The organism is Nostoc sp., assembly GCF_036919615.1.
Classification (GTDB): domain Bacteria; phylum Cyanobacteriota; class Cyanobacteriia; order Cyanobacteriales; family Nostocaceae; genus Nostoc.
On the sequence record NZ_JBALCN010000063.1, the window covers coordinates 57831 to 77119 of the forward strand.

Below are 19289 nucleotides of genomic sequence, written 5' to 3' on the forward strand. Positions count from 1 at the left end.
GAAGAAAAATGAAAGGACTTTGGCTCGAAAACAAGCAATTGCAATTACGCACGGATATTCCCATTCCTGAACCACCACAGGGAGAAGCCTTAGTACGCGTCTTGCGTGCGGGTATCTGTAATACTGACCTAGAACTACTCAGAGGCTACTATCCTTACAGTGGTATTTTAGGTCATGAATTTGTTGGCGTCGTCGAACAAGGGCCAGAACACTTAGTTAACCAACGTGTAGTTGGAGAAATCAACGCTGTGTGTGGGCATTGTCGGTTTTGTCGCAGCGGACAACCAACTCACTGCGAAAATCGCACAGTTTTGGGTATTGTCAACCGCCACGGAGCCTTTAGTGAATATCTCTGTTTGCCAGTGGAGAATCTGCATCCCGTACCTGATAATCTACCAACAGAAATAGCAACATTCACTGAACCTTTAGCAGCAGCATTGGAAATTCAGCAGCAAGTACCGTTGTGTCCAAATGATCGGGTGCTAGTGGTTGGAGATGGCAAACTAGGGCAGTTGGTAGCCCAGACACTAGCCCTAACTGGCTGTGAACTCTTAGCTGTGGGGCGTCATCGAGACAAACTGGCTAACTTAGAGGCACGGGGGATAAAAACGAGTCTAGCCGACGCTGTTACAGATAAATATTTCGATATCTCAGTAGAATGTACTGGCAACCCAGAAGGATTTGCGATCGCCCGCCGCGCCCTGCGTCCCCGTGGTACATTAGTGCTTAAAAGTACTTACGCTGGCAACCTCAGCCTTGATGCTTCTTCTTTAGTAGTAGATGAAATCACCCTCATCGGCTCCCGTTGTGGCCCCTTTGCTCCAGCCCTCCAGTTACTAGCTACAGGACAAGTTGACGTGCAACCCCTGATTCATGCCACCTACCCCCTGATTGAAGGGCTTGCGGCTTTTGAACACGCTCAGAGTCGGGGTGTTTTAAAAGTCTTGCTGGAAATTGGTCAATAGTTAGGAGTTATTCAATTTTGGATTTTAGATTTTAGATTTTAGATTTTTTCTTCAATCCCTTCGACTTGGTGCAGTCACTCCTGGGGGAAACCCCATTCTCTACGAGACGCTGCGCGTTGGCGTAGCCTCTCCCTTTAGGAGAAGACCGCGTGCTTCACCAAAATCCAAGTTGCGCTGGAAGCGCACCAAAGGTGCGACTAAAATCTAAAATTGACAGGGTTAGGAATTCTTTCCCTGCTTCCCCTGCTTCCCCATCTCCCTCATTTCCTTAATACAGATAAGGATTCGTCTTCGGTTGATAGTCAGAACAATCAATTGCTTCTTCTGTATTGGCAATAGATGGGCGTATAGTACATTTAAGACGGTAATTGTCGGTAAAAAACTGGCAACCAGTACAGGGGATTTGATGCATTTGCTTGGCTGTAGTCATACTATCTCGCGCCGCCGCCCAAAGACTCAAGACAACGAGAATAATTACAGTCCAAGCAACGATAAAGCAAATCGGGATTAAAAAAGGTTGAATCCCATGAATGAGAAAAGATGTCAGTTGAAACACAGTATGTCCTGATACAAATTAATAGTTAGAAGTATATTAACTCCTAACCTGAGGCGGAGCGTCTCCGGCTTTGCTCCTAATTCCTAACTTCTCATTCTCACTATATAAGTATAAGTTAAATGCCAGCATGACCCAGCGCTAAACCAGTGACGAGCATTCCTAGAACAAGGAACGGTTGGGCGCTGGCTTGGTACTTAACATCATTTTTCACAGGATCGCGGAGGAAATACATATCCTGCAAGGTAATTTGCGGGATGATTAACAGTATTAGTATTGCTGCATACAAATTCTCATGGATGCTGACAAGATAAGCTGCTATCAATGCTTGAAAGACATCAATTGTCACTACACAAATCCAAGCCGCAGTAGTGATGCCAAATATTACAGGTAGTGAATTTAATCCTAGCTGGCGATCGCCTTCCACACTCTTGAAGTCATTGACAATGGCAATGCCCAATCCAGCCAAGCTGTAGAACATTGTCAAAATCACAATTGTGGAATTGAGATCACCAAATAAAGCGTGTCCTGTAGACCAAGGTAGGGTGATATAGCTTGCACCCAAGGCGTAGCTGCCTAGCCAGCCGTTTTGCTTGAGTTTCAGGGGAGGTGCAGAATAAATGTAGGCGATGAAAGAACCGATGATTGCAATCACTGTAATTGTCAGGAATTCATGACCAGCCCACACATCCAACACAAATGCCAGAGCAATACCAGCAATCAGTAATACCCAAATCTGAATAATTACCTGGGGTAGGGGAATTGCCCCAGAGGGGATGGGGCGATAGGGTTCATTGATGGCATCGATTTCGCGATCGTAGTAATCATTGAGGATTTGGGTGTAACCTGTCATCAATGGCCCAGCCAGTAACATACAGGCTGCTACCTTCAACACATTTTCCAGTGTCCAAGTATAGTTACCAGAAGAAGCCGCACCACAGACTACACCCCAAATTAGGGGAATCCAGGTGATGGGCTTCATTAGCTGCAAACGAATTTTCCAAATTGAAGTTTCCCCAGACGCTGCACCTTTCATCCCCAGCAGCTGCCTAGTTTTGGCACTGCGATCGGTAGATGCGATCGCTTGCTCATTGGCATTGTTTGCCACTGAGTCTAGTGCCTCAGATGGGTTGGGGTCTGGAATAATCGGAGTTGATTCTGACATAAGATTTATTAATGAGTTAGAAGTTAGAAGTTAGGAGTTATGAATTATTTAGTTAGGAGTTAAAAGTTATAAATTATTATTTTTAGTCCTAACTCCTCACTCCTGTACAGACACGATTAATCACGTCTCTCCTAACTAACTTAAAACGAAATTATCAAATAATTATTCTGAAACTTTGCTCCAGCAACGGGTCTGCCACTTAAAGCAGGAGGGAGAGAAATATTCCGTCGCTGGTCTCCTGCTTCTATTGTGACTTCTGGCCCATATTGGGTGAGCTTGACCTGCTTTTTGTCAAATCCTGGCAAGAATAAGCGTACTTGACGATTGTGGATGTCTATTTCAATTGGTTTGGGAGCCTGTAAGGCTTGTGCTTCAAAGTTGGGCAGCGCGTCTATCAGGGGTTGCCAGTCACCTGTTGGCGAGTCAGGAACGACGCTTACAGGTAGGGGTATAAATTCCTCTGACAGGTTGACATTGGTCTCAGTAGACACAAGCAGAACACCACCGACAGTTAAACCGATTTGTTGAGCACTACCCCACAAATAACGAGCATTTGCTACCTCAATCGGATCTCCCGTAGTCACTAAGAAAGCAGCCAGACGCTTGGGGTCAGTAAGAGCGGCTCTCCCCTTTTCTAAGAAATTATTGACTTGGTTAGTGGGCCCTGCAAAGTTATCTGCTGTCCAGTTGACATTGAAAAAACTGCCAATCAGTGGTTGAATCAAGGGCGATTCAGTAATCGTCTTCCCCAAATCGGAGTTGACAAACAATTGCCGAAATCGCCGGACATACCAACTGAGAGATTCTGGCAAACCCAACATTCGCAACGTTAAAGAGTCACCTGTGCCATCGTAGATGATCGCATCATATTTGCCACTAGCATCATATTCGCGGATAGCATTCAGGGCCAGGGCGGTGTCCATCCCCGGTAGTACTACCAGTTCTTGACCAAAAACGTCTTTGAAGATGGGCGTGCGGAGATATTGCGCCTCAAGTTTTTTCACTTCGTCCCAGTTGCGTTCTAGTAGTACAGATGCTTGAAACTGGACTGCTTGCAAATTGGGAGCGATTTCTTGGGGATCGGCAGCAATGGGAATACCCAACAAGATTGGCAATGCTGGTTCCAGATGTCCTGCTAGAAGTACGCGCTTGCCTTGACTTGCCAATAATTTGGCGGCGGCGATCGCAATTTTGGTACGAGCGGTGTTGCCTTTGCCCAAAAATGTCAATATTAGAGCCATTACTTGATTCCTATTTTCACCGCCGAGCTTTTCAACTCCAACTTAGCACTCAACAAAGACTCTCGGCGTCATGCTTCCAACTTTAGAGTCAAAGAAAAATCCTGAGCTGAGTTCTTATTACTACACAGGTTTGATTTCATCTTCAAAAAACCAAGTGGAAGAATTGTCGTCAAACAACACCACTACACCGATTCCACCATCGGTGACTTTGTAGCCTTGGATGATACCCACTTGTCCTAGTTTTTTTACAATTGGGGGAGAAACGCGATCGCGCAAACGAAAGACTTTAACCTTTTGTCCGATTTCCATGCCTGATTTCAGATAAACCAAGTCTCAGTGTAGCGGAATCTGTGACTCAACAGTCACTGATTCCGGGAGAGTTCAGGAGTGCTGAGTGCTTCGGCTTATAGTACCGAGTAATCCCATAGCTTAATCTAGGGGATTGAAGTCAGGACACAAAGGCATGGGGCAAGCCTGTCAGGAAACTATTATACTGATAAGTATGAAACAGGAAAAAACCACTGCGGCGATGGGGCGACCCCGTGAGTTCGATACCGATGACGCGCTCAATCGTGCAATGCATGTCTTCTGGCGCAAGGGCTACCTGGGGACATCCCTTTCGGATCTGACTGAGGCTATGGGCATCAATCGTCCTAGCCTCTACGCCGTCTTTGGCAACAAGGAATCTCTATTTCGCAAAGTGCTTGATCGCTATGCCGAGGGGCCGTCAGTCTATCTTCGTGAGGCGATCAAAGAGCCGACCGCACGCCAGGTCGCTGAAGGGATGATGTATGGGGTTGTTGACCTGGGAACCGATCCGCGCAATCCACCGGGATGTCTCTGGGTTCATGGTATACTTTCATGCAAAGATCCGGCCGATCCGATCCAGCAGGAATTGTCTGCACGCCGAGCGTCAAGCGAAACCTCCCTGCGTAAGCGTTTCGAGCGGGCGATTTCGGAGGGGGACTTACCGACTGATTCCGACCCCGCCGCTCTCGCCCGCTTTGTCATGACGGTCAATTGTGGAATGTCAGTCCTGGCGGCGACCGGAGCCACGCGGACGGAACTACTACAAGTTGTGGAGACAGCGTTGCAAGCGTGGCCGGAGTAGAACGACACCTATTTAGTGTCGCATGGACATCTGAAGTTTCGACTTCAGATTTCGCTCCTCAAATCTTAACCATTTTCTGAATGAAGCGTGGAGTTGAAAAGTAAAAAGATAAAAGTAAAAAGTAAAAAGATCCCAACAAAGTGGGAAGTGTATGAACGCATTTTGCGGGTTCCCTACTACGTTGTCTATTGATCCCTATGAAAATCATTTGCGTGCCTTTCAACTTATAGGTACTCGCTACAAGGCAATATCTTTACCAGAGAACCGCTTATGGTTGGAAGAGTTAGATACTAGGATTGGGTTTTTGGCAAGGCACTTATCAGCAGATAACAGGTTTGTGGTTGCGTTGGTATAACGCAGCAGGTTGGGTGTCGGCGCTAAAAGAACAAGCCAAGAGCGCCAACGGGCTGAACAAAAACATTAACGGGCAGAGAGATTGGCAGAGTATTTGCGATCGCAAGGAATTGATCCAGATGACTGGAGTTAAGCTAAAACTCGCATCCTTAACAAGGAAAGCAGCCTTGCAAATAGAAGTTATATTTGTAGTAAAAATACACTTGACAATAGCCGATTCATTGTATAATTACCAAGATAATTTGGACGCAATTTTCTAGTGATGATAGATTCTAAAAACACTAAAGGGATTTTCAACAAATAAATCAAATTATCCAATCTTGTGGGGTGGGAATCCTGCCCACCCACAGCCAAAGGCGGGTGAGACGCCCACCTTACAAGATATAGTTGAATATTTTTTATTTGAAAGTCTCTAAAAAAAGGACTTTCATAAATATAATAGGCTTCAGTGAGAGCAATTAGGTGAGTGGGTAGTGAATAGTCAGCGAGGAAGCAGAAATTGTTGCCGACAATGCGGGGAGTTGTACGTAAGGTAAGGAGATGGAGGCACATCTTGCCCATAGATGAACAGTCGTGGGTGAAGTTCGACTTACTAAGAATTCTGGTACGCCGGGATTTAGAGGCGCGTTATAAGGGTTCTGTTTTGGGAAACTTGTGGCCTTTGCTAAATCAGCTATCACAGTTACTGATTTATACTTATGTGTTTTCCACTGTTTTGAAGGTGAAACTGACTACTCTCAAGGGTTTACCAGCAAATAATTTCACCTTTGGTTTGTGGCTATTTGCAGGGTTACTTCCTTGGATTGCTTTTACTGGTGGTCTAATGCAGTCCACTAGTTCAGTACTAGGACAACCGAATTTAGTCAAGAAGGTGGTGTTTCCTTTAGCTTTGTTACCTCTAGTGCCAGTTTTGTCAACATTCATTGAGAGTTCCTTTGGTTTAATGGCATTGATTTTTTTCGTGGCGGTAAATGCTCATACTTTACATGCTACCTTGGCGCTATTACCCTTAGTCTGGCTAACCCAGTTATTGCTAACGGCAGGGTTGGGCTATTTAGCAGCAGGAATAACGGTATTTTTGCGAGATATCCCGCAGACTTTAGGAGTGATTTTAAATATTTGGTTTTATGCGACACCGCTTGTCTATCCAGTATCAGCAATTCCAGAGCAATGGCGGAGTTTGGTATTCTGGTTAAATCCAATAGCAGCGATCGCTGAAGTTTATCGCGACATAGTTTTAGTTGGGGAGGTTAAACATTGGGGTGAATGGGGAGTTGCTTGTGTAGTAGCAACAATTATATTTTGTTGTGGTTTTACAGTGTATAAGCGTTTGTGTCCAGCTTTTGCCGATGTGTTGTAGCCAAGTTTGATTATTAAACTGCTCTTAAAACAAGCAAATACTAATGTGAACTGTATAGTAGATAGCGATATGATTCGGCAAAAAGCTAAAATTTTAATTACTTAGTTAATTATTAATTGATAAAATTGTACGTGTGAAATTTGTTAGTAGTTTAAGTATGCAGTGTTATGGGTGAGGAGATTGCAATTTCGCTGAAGAATATCTCAAAGTGCTACAAGCGGTATGCTCGTCCAGTAGATAGACTCAAAGAAATTTTACTACCTGGTAAGAGCCACGCTCAAGAGTTTTGGGCATTAGATAATATTAACTTGGAGATTCCTAGAGGAGAAACACTAGGAATTATTGGTCAAAATGGTTCTGGTAAAAGTACATTACTACAAATCATTGCTGGAACCTTGACACCAACGACAGGCGAAGTGTGGGTTAACGGTAGAGTTTCAGCTTTACTTGAACTAGGTAGCGGATTTAATCCTGAATTTACTGGAAGGCAAAATGTATTTTTTAATGGGCAAATTTTAGGGTTAAGTCGAGATGAGATACAAGCTAAATTTGATGATATTGCTGCTTTCGCAGAGATTGGAGATTTTATAGAGCATCCCGTTAAAACTTATTCCAGTGGCATGGTATTAAGACTAGCATTTGCAGTCGTTGCTAATACGGAACCGAGTATCTTAATTGTAGATGAAGCTCTAGCTGTTGGGGATGCAAAATTCCAAGCTCGCTGTATGAAGAGGATTCGTCAAATAAAAGAACAAGGAGTAACGATCTTATTCGTTTCTCATGATTCTGGAAGTGTCAAGATGTTGTGTAAGAGTGCAGTACTATTGAATTATGGAAAAATTCTCGAAATAGGTAATCCCAAAGAAGTTGTAAATCATTACATCGCTTTACTAAGCTCAACGCCAAACGAAGCAGAGCTTGAAGAAAAAAATCTAGAAGAAACAGAAATTTTAAATAATGATAATGATTTCATCAAAAATAAAGAAAATAATTCTATGCATAGACATGGAAATAAATTGGCTATTATTAAAAACGTTCAAATTAATGATTTAGAAGGAGGTAAAAATATTATCAAGCTAGAAACAGGGAAAACTTACCAGATTAGCGTCTTCCTAGAAGCCCAAGCTGAACTATCAGATTTAATTGTAGGCATTTCAATTAGAAATTTGATGGGATTAGTAATTTATGGAACTAATAGTCAGTTACTTAATATTAAACTACCAAACTTAGAAGACAGGCAAGAATTAACAGTTATATTTCAGCTTCCATGTTACCTGAATAGGGGAGTGTACACAGTAACCATAGGAATACATTCTGAAGAAGGCTTAAGTTATGATTGGATTGATGAATTGCTCGTTTTTGAAGTAAATAATAGTATTTTTTGTGATGGCTTTGTAGACTTACAATCTAATATCAAATTAAATAACCAAGAATATAATGTTATAGTGCCGAGACTTGAAAAAATATAATCAATAATAAAATGAGCAATCTGAAAATCATTTTTCAATTGAGCTTACTACTGGGTACAGTTATACCAATCATCTTCTTAACTTTATTTATCCATATTGAACATCTCACATTGGGTATGGAAGTTGTTAAAAGTGCTTGATTATTTATATTATTATAGCAACTGTTCATTTTAATTTATTTTCAATGGGTAACAAATCATGGAAGAAAATAATTCTGAGATTAATGTTGATGAGTTAATGCATACAATCCGTGAAGAGGTAGTCAAACGTCAAGTTTACTCTCAACAAATAAATTCAGAGTCTAATCTAGATACATCAAAGCTTAAGTTAAGTATTAGTTATATTGAAACTTTTCTGAAAAATGCAGAATCTCGTTCAAGTCTACGTATAAAGTGGCCAGAGAAGCTTAATCACTTTCCTTTTAATTTAAGTGCTAAGTTACAAAAACTTATTCTAAAAGCCTTCAATTTTATCTTTAAAGATCAACGAGAAGTCAATTTCAATATAATTAATTCTCTAAGAGAATCTGTAGTACTTAATCACCAGCTAATAGGGCAAATCGCAACTTTAAAAGCCCAAGCAGATAATCGCATTCAAAGTTTGGATGAGCGCATAGTTACTATAGATAACAGTATCCAAGGAATAGATAATAGCTTAAATGCTATTGATAGTTTAATTAGTAGCTGGCTAACTGGTATTCAAAAAAATTTAGATACCTTAAATATGCAAGTACAAGGAATAGATGAAAATTTAAGTATTGGGGATGCTCGGATAGCAAAACTAAATGAGCATTTAATTACAACAGAGAGTCATCTAGTTACAGTGGATACTCGTATCCAAGAAATAAATGAGCGTTGCATCAGAAATGATAGTTACCTCAAAAATGACTTAATGCAGCAAAAGCGTTTAATAACACTATTTTTGGAAGAGGCAAAAAAATGTTTACCAGAACCTTTTAGTCAAGAGCAATTACAAGCTTTTGTTAATGAAGATACGCACTTTTTAGATGCATTTTATGCTGCATTGGAAGACCAGTTTCGAGGGAGTCGGGAAGAAATTTTAGAGAGGTTAAAAGTTTATTTGCCATTGATTGAGGAAGCAAAAGTAGGCACAGATGAATCCCCAATTTTAGATGTGGGCTGTGGACGTGGTGAATGGCTGGAGTTGCTAGAAGAGTCTGGATATACATCCAGGGGTCTAGATATCAACAAAGTAATGGTAGAACAATCTCGCTCCAGGGGATTTGAGGTAATAGAAGCAGATGTAATGGTTTATCTGCAATCTTTACCAGATAGGAGCTTAGGAATGGTAACTGGTTTTCATATTATTGAGCATCTAACTTTTCCAACATTAATGAAATTTTTCACTGAAGTAGTCAGGATACTTAAGCCTGGAGGATTAGCTATTTTTGAAACACCTAATCCTGAAAATATATTAGCTAGTAGTTGTAATTTTTATTTCGATCCAACGCATCAAAATCCTTTGCCAAGCTCCATGATTAAATTTATTCTTGAGATGCAAGGTTTAGAGCAGGTCAAAGTCATTAACCTTCACCCTTATCCAGAAGCTTATAAAGTCATAGGTTCTGAGATAGCTGAACGATTCAATGATCACTTTTATGGGCCACAAGATTATGCAGTTATCGGATACAAATTATAGACTCAAAAATTGAATATATTAGTGTAATGCTCATCTAAGGAAACTAGAAGCATCTCTAAGAATTGCTATAGATTTAATCAATATCATGTCAAGACTATATATTGAAGCTTAGTTTTGTTATCAGGAAGTGAACAATGGTAAATATTGCTCTTTTAACTCCCTGCCTTCTAGAGGGTGATGCGGTTAGCAATGATATAATGGGAATGTATAATTGTTTGAAAAAATCCGGTTATAATGCACAGTTATTCGCGAACTCCTGGGAGTCTTTAAAGATAGATTATATTCAGCATGTAAATCAAGTTAACTCTTTCATTATAAAAAAAAAAGATATATTAATTTATCATTATTCCGTTGGCTGGGATATTGCTCTTGAGATTATTAATGATATTGATTGCATTAAAATTATTAAATACCATAATGTAACTCCGCCTGAGTTTTTCCAGGGTATTAATGCAGATTATGCTACCGTATGTCAAGCAGGAAGAAAACAACTAAAGCTGATTGCTGATGTACCTGGTGCTTTATATTTGTCTGATTCTGAATATAATGCAGATGAATTACATTCAATGGGAGTTTCTCAAAAAAATAGTTTGGTGATTCCACCATTCCATCATATTGATGATTTCCAATATGTTGATGCTGACACTAGTGTTTTAGATAAATATATAGATGAAAAAGTAAACATTTTAATGGTAGGTCGTCTTGCTCCTAATAAAGGCCACTCTGCTCTAATTGATGCTTTTGATGTTTACCACAAAGATTATAATAGAAATAGTCGCCTGATCATTGTTGGGAAACATGATGAGCGTCTAAATATTTACACTACATCTCTTTATGAAAAAGTTAAGTCTTTAGGTTTGCAAGAATCGGTAGTATTTACAGGAGGAGTTTCTACTGCAAGTCTGAAAGCTTACTATCTTGTTGCTAATGCCTTTATGATAACTAGTGAACATGAAGGGTTTTGTGTGCCACTAGTTGAATCTATGGCCATGAAAGTGCCAATTGTAGCTTATGGTTCAACTGCTATTCCTTATACAGTTGGAAAAGCAGGTTTGGTTTGGGAGCAGGCAGATCCTTATTTTATGGCTGGGTCAATAGACTGTATAGCTACTAAAGAGTCCATTAGTGCCATTCTAGGTGAGATGGGATGGCAGCGTTACCAAAAAACTTTTACGAATGAACAAATTGAATCTAAATTTATGAAGGTGATCAAGAGCATAGAGTGAAACAGATTGCTATCGTTGTTCAAAGAAGTCATCAAAGTATAGTAGGAGGCTCAGAAGCTTTAGCATGGCAGTATGCTAATTTGCTCAGTGATGAATTTAAAATCGATATAATTACTACAACTGCATTAAATTATACTACATGGGCTAATGAATTACCTCCTGGTTGTGAAACAAAGCAAGGAATAAATATTTATCGCTTTCCAGTTACTATAGGTCGAACTGAGTACTGGTATCACCTACATCAAAGACTTTTAAGAGAATTTCATAAACCCAAGTATAACCAAATAGAAAATAGCCAAATAATTCCTTGGAGTATTGCGCTTCAAGAAGAATTTATCCGTCGTCAAGGTCCTTACTCACAAACTTTGCTATCTTTTCTAAAACAGCGATGGAGTGACTATCAATCTATTATTTTTACAACTTATTTATATCCAACCACTTACTTTGGAATCCCTCAAGTCCCTTCTTCTAAAGTTTTGCTAATACCGACTCTTCATGATGAACCGACTGCGTATTTGACTGCATATAAGTATATGGCTCGTAAGGCTCGCTTCTTAGTATGGTTAACTAATGCGGAAAAACTTTTGGGAGAGAAGTTATGGGGAGAACTGCCTAGTGAGATTATCTCTATGGCTGTGGAGACAACTCCTTATACTCCTTTTACAGCTAAATACCCGTATATTCTCTATTCTGGTCGTATTGATTCAAGTAAGGGATGTAATGATTTAATTAATTTCTTTACTCAGTTTAAGAAAGATATCTCCTCTAATTTAAAACTAATTTTAACTGGAAAAAGTGAAATAAAAATCCCAAATCATCCAGACATTAATTTTAGAGGTTTTGTTTCGTCAGAAGAAAAATTTAAACTCATGGCTGGAGCATCTATTTTTGTGATGCCATCGCCCTATGAAAGTTTTAGTATAGTAACTTTGGAAGCAATGGCTCAACGCACACCAGTATTAGTTAATGGCTCCTGCCAGGTCTTAGTAGAACACGTTGAGCGTAGCGGTGGTGGCAAGATTTTTTGTAACTATGATGAATTTTCCACAGTTATACAAGAAATGATGGCAAATCAGAAGCAACTACTAGCAATGGGAAATCTAGCCAGAAATTATGTGGTCTCTAATTATGCTTTGACTAGCATTAAAAATAAGTTGATTGAAATAATTAATCACTGTTGTGATCAATAATATTTCTGCAATCAATCTGATATTCATGCATAGAGAGAATTTATTGATATGATAAATATTTTTCTTGGTATTGTTAGAATTTTAACAAAAATATATAAAAAAATAAATCATATGGAAAACTGTAAATATATTAATAATTTAGAAGATTTGGATGCAGAAATTGCAAAAGCAGATGATAGAGCTAAGATTTCTGATGACCAACTACGGCAAGCATTATCTGAATTTTGTTATATTGTAGATTACCCTTTGCCAAAAGACCCTTATTCTCAAGAATATTATGAGGCTCAAATGCAACTATATTTGAATATATCAGGAAGGAAAAAATATATAATTACTAACGAACATTCTCCCTTTAATTTTGAAGCAGTAAAAAATAGCCCGTTTCCTTATTTTACGAAAAGTCCAAATACTGTGGGAGAGCAATTAATTGCTCAAGGGTTTTTAATCAAAACTATGAATTTAGCTGCTGATTCTAAAATTGTTGAATTTGGTCCAGGATGGGGTAATACAACTTTACACTTAGCTCAAATGGGCTACAAAGTAACTGCTGTAGATTGTGAAGAATCCTTTCTTAATCTCATTAGATATAGAACACGAAATTTAGCCGCTCAAGTAGAAACACTCAACAAAGATATGTTAGAGTTTACTAGCAATGTTAAATATGATGCAGCCGTGTTTTTTGAGTGCTTTCACCATTGTGCTAATCATTTACAGCTATTAAAAAATTTACATAATGTCATTACAGATGAAGGATTAATAGCTTTTGCAGCAGAGCCAATTGCAGATTTTCCTTATCCTTGGGGATTAAGATTAGATGGTATGTCAGTTTGGTCTATTCGCAAGTTTGGCTGGCTTGAACTTGGTTTTGAACCATCTTACTTTATGCGAACATTATTAATGCTTGGATGGACTCCTAAAAGATACCGTTCGGATATTAGTCCCCTAACTGATGTAATAGTTGCTAAAAAAAGTCATATGTACTATGAACCATCGGAAATTACACTTCCGCCAGATGAATGTAGAACTTGGGCTGATAAAGAGACAGATCCCAACTTAAAATTGCGATTTACACACGCAAAATCTGTGATGACTTGCGCCCAAAACATTGATGCTCAATTTGTAGAGTTTTGCATTAGTAATTATGCACCATTCGATATAGATGCAAGTATCAATATTGGTAGCTTAACACAATCTATTAACGCAAAAAAATCTTCTATTAAACAGCTATACAAGATTCCAATCCAAGAGTGGAATGGAAAAATTACTATCTCAAGTAAAATCTGGAAACCTGCTAAAGTTTTTCGGAATGGTGATAATAGAGAGTTAGGTTTAGGAATACACTATTTTTGTTTTATAAATTAAAATTTTTTGAAATTATATAAATTCTCAACTGTTTATTAACAGGAGAGTCTCTGTTATTACTACTCTCTAATCCCCTGAATGAAATAGTTATTTTTAAAATTTGTGTTCACAACATAAGTAAACTTGCTATTTATACTGTATTAAAAATACAAAACAGATTATTATTATAGATCCTCAAGAAAACTGAAAACATCTAGATTTACCTGCTAGCCCTGAATCTTTTGTTCAGCCTTCTTAAATTCAGTTCTTTTTATCAGTAAGGTTATCAATGTGACTAAAAAAGCCCTCATAACCGGCTTAACTGGGCAAGACGGTTCTTATCTTGCCGAACTACTATTAACCAAAGGCTATCAAGTTTTCGGCTTAGTCCGCCGCTCAAGTTCCAGTAATCTTGAGCGCATCAATCACCTTTCTGGCGATATCCACATCCTTTCTGGTGATCTTTTAGATCAATCCTCTTTAATGGATGTGATTGCCGAAGCTCAACCTGACGAAATTTATAATCTCGCCTCGCAAAGCTACGTTCCTCTGTCTTGGACACAACCTGCTCTCACTGCTGAATATACAGCTCTAGGTGTCTCTCGCCTCTTAGAATCCATTCGTCGTTGTAAACCAGATGCCAGATTTTATCAAGCTTCAAGTAGTGAAGTCTTTGGTCAACCTGATGACTCACCCCAGACCGAACGTACTGCTTTTCGTCCGCGTAATCCTTATGGTGTTGCCAAAGCTTACGCTCATTGGATGACTGTTAATTATCGGCAAAAATACAACCTTTATAACTGCTGTGGTATTACTTATACTCACGAATCGCCTCGACGTGGGACAGAATTTGTATTCCGCAAAATCACGCACGCATCTGCCCAAATTAAATTAGGTTTGGCAAATGAACTAAAATTAGGCAACCTAGATGCCCGTCGTGATTGGTGCTATGCCAAAGATGCTGTTTACGCTATGTGGCTGATGTTGCAGCAAGAACAACCTAATGACTATATCATCGCCAGTGGTGAAACTCACTCTGTCAGAGAACTCGTTGAGTGTGCTTTTAACTGCGTTGGTCTAAACTGGAAAGATTATGTCTCGGTTGACCCTGCTTTTTATCGCGCTGATGAACCAGTGCAGTTAGTTGGTTGTATTGATAGAATTAAAATTGGGATAGGTTGGCAACCTGAATACTCTTTTAATCAATTGGTCGAGTTAATGGTTGATTATGACCTTAAGAAATTAAGCAGTTAGCTGGTTTAGCTTCTTAATCGGAAATAACCATTAACTTAACTAGGAAAAAATAAAATAGCTTACCTAATAATATAACTATTGAGTCTTTTGTTGAGGGATTTTATTAGGAAATTTTGGGAACGATAAAATTAAGGAAGAATTTGCAATAAAAATAGTTTCAAGTAGGTTTTAGGATGAGGATATTTATAGATTGTACTCACACTGCAAAACATACATATAAAAATACTGGAATCCATCGAGTAGTTCGAGAACTAACTTCTGAATTATTGAAAATAAGCTCAAACCGCACAGATATAGAAATAGTAGCGGTTATGTTTGATGGTAGTTTCATGCAGAGGGTAACTAATCTTAATCAACAGCAGAATGACTATTTTATCAAGGTTAACAAATATCTTGAGTTAACCAAAATAAATATAAAAGTTCAAGCTCTACTTTTTAAACTGAGAAATAAATTTATAAATTTATTATATTTATCAAAGTTGATTTACTGGTTTGATTCAAATTCAGAAAATAAAAAGGATTTTTTACTTGAATTTGAAGGTTCTATAGTCCAGCCAGGAGATATTTATGTTATAGCTGATGCTAACTGGGATTTACCTAAAACTTACTACCGATTTTTACAACTTTTAAAAAGGCATAAAGTTACTATTGTAGTTATATGCTATGACCTGATTCCCATAAAGTTTCCGGAGTTTTCTTCCAAGAGATTTACTAAAGCTTTTACAAAATTCTACAGCGATTATTCTACTTTATTCGACAAGGTATTATGTATCTCTAAGAAGAGTGCTGAAGATTATAATAATGCGATAAATCAAGGAATATTAGCTAGTAATAATTCACAAATTGTTCAAAGCTTTCGTTTAGGATGTAACTATTTTAGACATGATTTTTTATTAAGTGAAGAAAATAATAACTTTGGTACAGAGTTGCAGAAATTACTTAATAAAAAATATATTTTAGTAGTTGGAAGCTTAGTGCCTCATAAAAATATTAAAACTATCATTGCAGCCTTTGATTTATTGATAAATTCTAATTATGATGTATTTTTAATCTTTGCAGGTAATAAAAGTTGGCACTCAGAAACTGATAACTTGATAGAATCTAATAAAATGTATGGCAAGCTCATACAAATACTAGGTTCAGTTACCGATGCTCAACTAGATTTTCTCTATAAAAACTGTTACTGTTTAGTTCAAGCCTCTTTTTATGAAGGATTTGGATTACCTGTCGTAGAAGCACTACAATCCTGTAAACCTGTAATCGCCAGCAATGGTGGCTCTTTGCCTGAAGTAGGGGGTGATTTTTGTATATATTTTGATCCTACTCAACCAACAGAACTCTACCAAGCTTTAAAAAAGCTACTTGATTCAGATACTTACTACAATCATTTTGTAGAGCGTATAAGGAATGAGTATCGACCATTCTCATGGCAAGAATCTGCTGAACAGTTTCTATCTTGTTTGTATACTTATAATTAAGTTTAAATAAAAGCTTAAATATTTGCTGGTCAATCTATCTTTTTTGTCTAAAAAACCTACAGGTATAACAACCTACGCTTTAAATATCCTTGCGAATTTCCAATCTTTCCAACTGACATTATTAACTTCGCAAATTATTTCCAAGTATGAATGTTATATAATTTCTCAAAAATTAACACCAGACCAAGGTATTAAAGGGCATTTTGAGCGCCTTGTTTGGACGCAATTTCAACTACCGCAAATCTATAAAAATCTCAAATCTAGCCTTTTATTTTCCCCTCTACCGGAAGCACCCATTTATACTAACTGTCGTTTTGTTGTGATGTCTCACGACTTAATACCGTTACGTTTTCCTAAACGCTTCTCACCGTTGACTCCGTACCATCGTTACTACGTTCCTCAAGTACTTAAGCAAGCGCAACACATCATCTGTAACTCCCAAGCTACAGCTAAGGATATTATTGACTTTTACCAAATTCCTGCCAGCAAAATTACTCCGATTCCTTTAGCGCACGATCGCACTCACTTTTGCCTTCTCAATCTACCTAGCCGCAACTACTTTCTCTACATTGGTCGCCAAGACCCATACAAAAACATACAGCGACTCATCAGTGCTTTTGCTGCGTTACCTAACTGCAAAGACTATGAACTATGGTTAGTAGGACCAATTGATTCGCGTTACACCCCTACTCTAAAAGTGCAAGTTGCAGAATTGGGTGTAACTAATCAAGTGAAGTTTCTCGACTATATTCCTTACAGCGAATTACCAAAAATCATCAATCAAGCGATCGCTCTGGTTTTCCCCAGTCTCTGGGAAGGTTTTGGTTTACCTGTCCTGGAAGCAATGGCTTGCGGTACTCCTGTCATTACCTCCAATCTCTCCTCCCTTCCAGAAGTGGCTGGTGATGCGGCGATTTTGATCAATCCCTACAGCACCGGAGAAATTACAGAGGCGATGCAGGCGATCGCAACTGATTTGGAGTTGCGATCGCGCCTTTCTAGCCAAGGTATTACTCACTCTCAACAATTCAGTTGGGAAAAAACAGCAAAGGCAACCAGCGAAGTTTTATCCCGCTACCTATAAAAGATAACCTAACACCAGAATTGGATTCAAGGATTTGGGATTTTGTCCAGATTTAAGATTATCTTGACTAATGACTAATAACTAATCCTTAATCCCGATGAAAGCACTAATTCTCTCTGGTGGGAAAGGTACACGCCTACGTCCCCTCACCTACAGCGGAGCAAAACAACTTGTACCAGTTGCTAATAAACCTGTTTTATGGTATGGCATTGAAGAAATGGTCGCTGCTGGTATTACTGATATTGGCATCATCATCAGCCCGGAAACTGGGGCAGAAGTCCAAGCGAAAACTGGAAGTGGAGAATACTTTCGAGCGAACATCACCTATATCATCCAAGACCAGCCACTTGGACTTGCTCATGCCGTCCAAGTCGCCCGTCCGTTTTTGGGAGATTCTCCCTTTGTCATGTACTTGGGCGATAACCTGATTCAACTAGGTGAGTTACGTTACTTTCTGCAACAATTTAGCCAACAACAGCCAGATGCTTTGATTCTCTTACGTTCAGTTGCCAATCCTAGTGCCTTTGGTGTGGCTCAGATCGATGAAACAGGAAGGGTATTACAGTTAATTGAAAAACCCAAAGTTCCTCCTTCAAATCTGGCATTGGTAGGGGTTTATTTCTTTTCTCACCTCATCTATGATGCGATCGCAAATATCCAACCTTCCACCAGAGGCGAACTAGAAATCACTGATGCTATTCAATACCTCATTAATCAGAAAAAGCAGGTTATAGCCCACAATCTCCAAGGCTGGTGGTTAGATACTGGTAAAAAAGATGACTTATTAGAAGCTAACCGATTGATTCTCGACACATATCTGACAGCATCAGTTGTCGGGGAAGTTGATCCCCAAAGTCAGATTATTGGGCGAGTCCAAATTGGTGCAAAATCTCAAGTAATTAACTGCACAATTCGGGGGCCAGTAATCATTGGCAACAATTGTCATTTAGAAAACTGCTTTATTGGCCCTTATAGTAGCATTGCTAACAATGCCACACTCATTGATGCTGATTTAGAACACAGTGTGATTTTAGAAGGTGCTAAAATTGCCGGAATCCATCAGCGGATTATTGATAGTGTCATTGGACAAAGGGCACAATTGACTCTTGCACCCCGTCGCCCCAAAGCCTTGCGATTTCTGATTGGCGATGACTGTCAAATTGAACTAACCTAATTCACTTATTAAAAATAGGATAAGCCACCGTTAAAGTTTAAGCACAGTGCCTGTAAAATATAAATGCGAAATTCATCTAACAATCAGAACACTGGGGCACATCCTATAAATAATATTAATGAGTATTGTATATACCAAAATTCCGGAAGTTCTACAACTCGAACCCCAAGTATTTGCAGACGATCGCGGTTTCTTTTTTGAAGCTTACAACCACCAAAAATTTGCACAAGAGACAGGGATTGTTACGAACTTCGTCCAAGATAACCACTCTTATTCTAAGCAAAATGTTCTGCGTGGGCTGCACTACCAAATCCAACAACCCCAAGGTAAACTCATTCGTGTTGTTGTTGGTACCATCTTTGACGTAGCCGTAGACATTAGAAAAAGTTCAGCTACATTCGGGAAGTGGGTAGGTTCTGAACTCAGTGCTAAAAACAAACGCCTAATGTGGATACCACCAGGCTTTGCTCACGGCTTCCTCGTGCTTTCAGAAATAGCTGAAGTTCTCTACAAAACTACAGATTACTACGCGCCCCAAAGCGATCGCACAATCCTATGGAACGATCCAGATTTAGCTATAGATTGGCCTCTGAGTGCGCCACCGATTTTATCAGCTAAAGACCAAGCTGGTAAACCTTTGAAAACTGCTGAAATATTTGATTAAG

At 39.0% G+C, this 19289-nt stretch carries 17 protein-coding genes and 1 pseudogene; 14 read left to right on the forward strand and 4 right to left on the reverse strand.

Translation table 11 applies throughout. From position 1 onward, the window contains the following. The first annotated feature begins 8 nt into the window (after nucleotides 1-8). Nucleotides 9-965: an MDR/zinc-dependent alcohol dehydrogenase-like family protein gene (locus V7K48_RS18945; protein WP_335074779.1), complete on the forward strand. Its 957-nt coding sequence runs from the start codon at nucleotides 9-11 to the stop codon at nucleotides 963-965. A gap of 268 nt (nucleotides 966-1233) precedes the next feature. On the opposite strand, the gene V7K48_RS18950 is transcribed toward V7K48_RS18945, so the two are convergent. From V7K48_RS18950 to petP, 4 genes are all read right to left on the reverse strand, one after another. After that, the gene (locus V7K48_RS18950) at nucleotides 1234-1521 is read right to left on the reverse strand and encodes a hypothetical protein (RefSeq protein WP_335074780.1); all 288 of its coding nucleotides are present in this window, start codon (nucleotides 1519-1521) and stop codon (nucleotides 1234-1236) included. Between the two features lie 115 nt (nucleotides 1522-1636). Continuing rightward, nucleotides 1637-2683: a chlorophyll synthase ChlG gene (gene chlG, locus V7K48_RS18955; protein ID WP_335074781.1), complete on the reverse strand. Its 1047-nt coding sequence runs from the start codon at nucleotides 2681-2683 to the stop codon at nucleotides 1637-1639. 140 nt (nucleotides 2684-2823) lie between these two features. Further along, nucleotides 2824-3924, reverse strand: a complete 1101-nt coding sequence (locus V7K48_RS18960; protein WP_335074782.1) for a Get3/ArsA fold putative tail anchor-mediating ATPase NosAFP — start codon at nucleotides 3922-3924, stop codon at nucleotides 2824-2826. Between the two features lie 120 nt (nucleotides 3925-4044). After that, nucleotides 4045-4233, reverse strand: coding sequence for a cytochrome b6f subunit PetP (gene petP, locus V7K48_RS18965; protein ID WP_298919462.1), 189 nt, complete (start codon nucleotides 4231-4233; stop codon nucleotides 4045-4047). 193 nt (nucleotides 4234-4426) lie between these two features. On the opposite strand from petP, the gene V7K48_RS18970 reads away from it, so the two are divergent. The 13 genes and pseudogenes from V7K48_RS18970 (at nucleotide 4427) to rfbC (ending at nucleotide 19288) form a co-directional block, all read left to right on the forward strand. Then, nucleotides 4427-5035, forward strand: coding sequence for a TetR/AcrR family transcriptional regulator (locus tag V7K48_RS18970; RefSeq protein ID WP_335074783.1), 609 nt, complete (start codon nucleotides 4427-4429; stop codon nucleotides 5033-5035). A 126-nt stretch (nucleotides 5036-5161) separates the two neighbouring features. Then, nucleotides 5162-5522 (forward strand): annotated as a pseudogene (locus V7K48_RS18975) (hypothetical protein); the annotation flags it as partial. A gap of 378 nt (nucleotides 5523-5900) precedes the next feature. After that, nucleotides 5901-6749 (forward strand): ABC transporter permease, encoded by an 849-nt coding sequence (locus V7K48_RS18980; protein WP_335074804.1) that lies wholly within the window; start codon nucleotides 5901-5903, stop codon nucleotides 6747-6749. A gap of 167 nt (nucleotides 6750-6916) precedes the next feature. Further along, nucleotides 6917-8218 carry an ABC transporter ATP-binding protein gene (locus V7K48_RS18985; protein ID WP_335074784.1) on the forward strand — a complete coding sequence of 434 codons (1302 nt, stop codon included), beginning with the start codon at nucleotides 6917-6919 and terminating at the stop codon, nucleotides 8216-8218. A 198-nt stretch (nucleotides 8219-8416) separates the two neighbouring features. Then, nucleotides 8417-9877 (forward strand): class I SAM-dependent methyltransferase, encoded by a 1461-nt coding sequence (locus V7K48_RS18990; protein ID WP_335074785.1) that lies wholly within the window; start codon nucleotides 8417-8419, stop codon nucleotides 9875-9877. Nucleotides 9878-10011: 134 nt separating this feature from the next. After that, nucleotides 10012-11103 (forward strand): glycosyltransferase family 4 protein, encoded by a 1092-nt coding sequence (locus tag V7K48_RS18995; RefSeq protein ID WP_335074786.1) that lies wholly within the window; start codon nucleotides 10012-10014, stop codon nucleotides 11101-11103. Next, nucleotides 11100-12293: a glycosyltransferase family 4 protein gene (locus V7K48_RS19000; protein ID WP_335074787.1), complete on the forward strand. Its 1194-nt coding sequence runs from the start codon at nucleotides 11100-11102 to the stop codon at nucleotides 12291-12293. The genes V7K48_RS18995 and V7K48_RS19000 overlap by 4 nt, the downstream gene beginning before the upstream one ends. Before the next feature lie 48 nt (nucleotides 12294-12341). Continuing rightward, nucleotides 12342-13655, forward strand: coding sequence for a class I SAM-dependent methyltransferase (locus tag V7K48_RS19005; RefSeq protein ID WP_335074788.1), 1314 nt, complete (start codon nucleotides 12342-12344; stop codon nucleotides 13653-13655). 270 nt (nucleotides 13656-13925) lie between these two features. Next, on the forward strand, nucleotides 13926-14888 hold the full coding sequence (locus V7K48_RS19010; protein ID WP_335074789.1) for a GDP-mannose 4,6-dehydratase: 963 nt from the start codon (nucleotides 13926-13928) through the stop codon (nucleotides 14886-14888). 173 nt (nucleotides 14889-15061) lie between these two features. After that, nucleotides 15062-16366 (forward strand): glycosyltransferase family 4 protein, encoded by a 1305-nt coding sequence (locus V7K48_RS19015; protein ID WP_335074790.1) that lies wholly within the window; start codon nucleotides 15062-15064, stop codon nucleotides 16364-16366. 43 nt (nucleotides 16367-16409) lie between these two features. Beyond that, nucleotides 16410-17450 carry a glycosyltransferase family 4 protein gene (locus V7K48_RS19020; RefSeq protein WP_335074791.1) on the forward strand — a complete coding sequence of 347 codons (1041 nt, stop codon included), beginning with the start codon at nucleotides 16410-16412 and terminating at the stop codon, nucleotides 17448-17450. Nucleotides 17451-17547: 97 nt separating this feature from the next. Continuing rightward, nucleotides 17548-18624, forward strand: a complete 1077-nt coding sequence (locus V7K48_RS19025) for a glucose-1-phosphate thymidylyltransferase (RefSeq protein ID WP_335074792.1) — start codon at nucleotides 17548-17550, stop codon at nucleotides 18622-18624. A gap of 118 nt (nucleotides 18625-18742) precedes the next feature. Beyond that, complete coding sequence (rfbC, locus tag V7K48_RS19030) at nucleotides 18743-19288, forward strand: dTDP-4-dehydrorhamnose 3,5-epimerase (protein ID WP_335074793.1); 546 nt, start codon at nucleotides 18743-18745, stop codon at nucleotides 19286-19288. Nucleotide 19289 lies beyond the last annotated feature (1 nt).

Coding starts and splice junctions, on each gene's coding strand:
- V7K48_RS18980 (WP_335074804.1), top strand. CDS start 5,901: ATGCGGGGAGTTGTACGTAAGGTAAGGAGATGGAGGCACATCTTGCCC.
- V7K48_RS18995 (WP_335074786.1), top strand. CDS start 10,012: ATGGTAAATATTGCTCTTTTAACTCCCTGCCTTCTAGAGGGTGATGCG.
- V7K48_RS18990 (WP_335074785.1), top strand. CDS start 8,417: ATGGAAGAAAATAATTCTGAGATTAATGTTGATGAGTTAATGCATACA.
- chlG (WP_335074781.1), bottom strand. CDS start 2,683: ATGTCAGAATCAACTCCGATTATTCCAGACCCCAACCCATCTGAGGCA.
- V7K48_RS19015 (WP_335074790.1), top strand. CDS start 15,062: ATGAGGATATTTATAGATTGTACTCACACTGCAAAACATACATATAAA.
- V7K48_RS19025 (WP_335074792.1), top strand. CDS start 17,548: ATGAAAGCACTAATTCTCTCTGGTGGGAAAGGTACACGCCTACGTCCC.
- V7K48_RS19005 (WP_335074788.1), top strand. CDS start 12,342: ATGATAAATATTTTTCTTGGTATTGTTAGAATTTTAACAAAAATATAT.
- rfbC (WP_335074793.1), top strand. CDS start 18,743: ATGAGTATTGTATATACCAAAATTCCGGAAGTTCTACAACTCGAACCC.
- V7K48_RS18945 (WP_335074779.1), top strand. CDS start 9: ATGAAAGGACTTTGGCTCGAAAACAAGCAATTGCAATTACGCACGGAT.
- petP (WP_298919462.1), bottom strand. CDS start 4,233: ATGGAAATCGGACAAAAGGTTAAAGTCTTTCGTTTGCGCGATCGCGTT.
- V7K48_RS18960 (WP_335074782.1), bottom strand. CDS start 3,924: ATGGCTCTAATATTGACATTTTTGGGCAAAGGCAACACCGCTCGTACC.
- V7K48_RS18970 (WP_335074783.1), top strand. CDS start 4,427: ATGAAACAGGAAAAAACCACTGCGGCGATGGGGCGACCCCGTGAGTTC.
- V7K48_RS18985 (WP_335074784.1), top strand. CDS start 6,917: ATGGGTGAGGAGATTGCAATTTCGCTGAAGAATATCTCAAAGTGCTAC.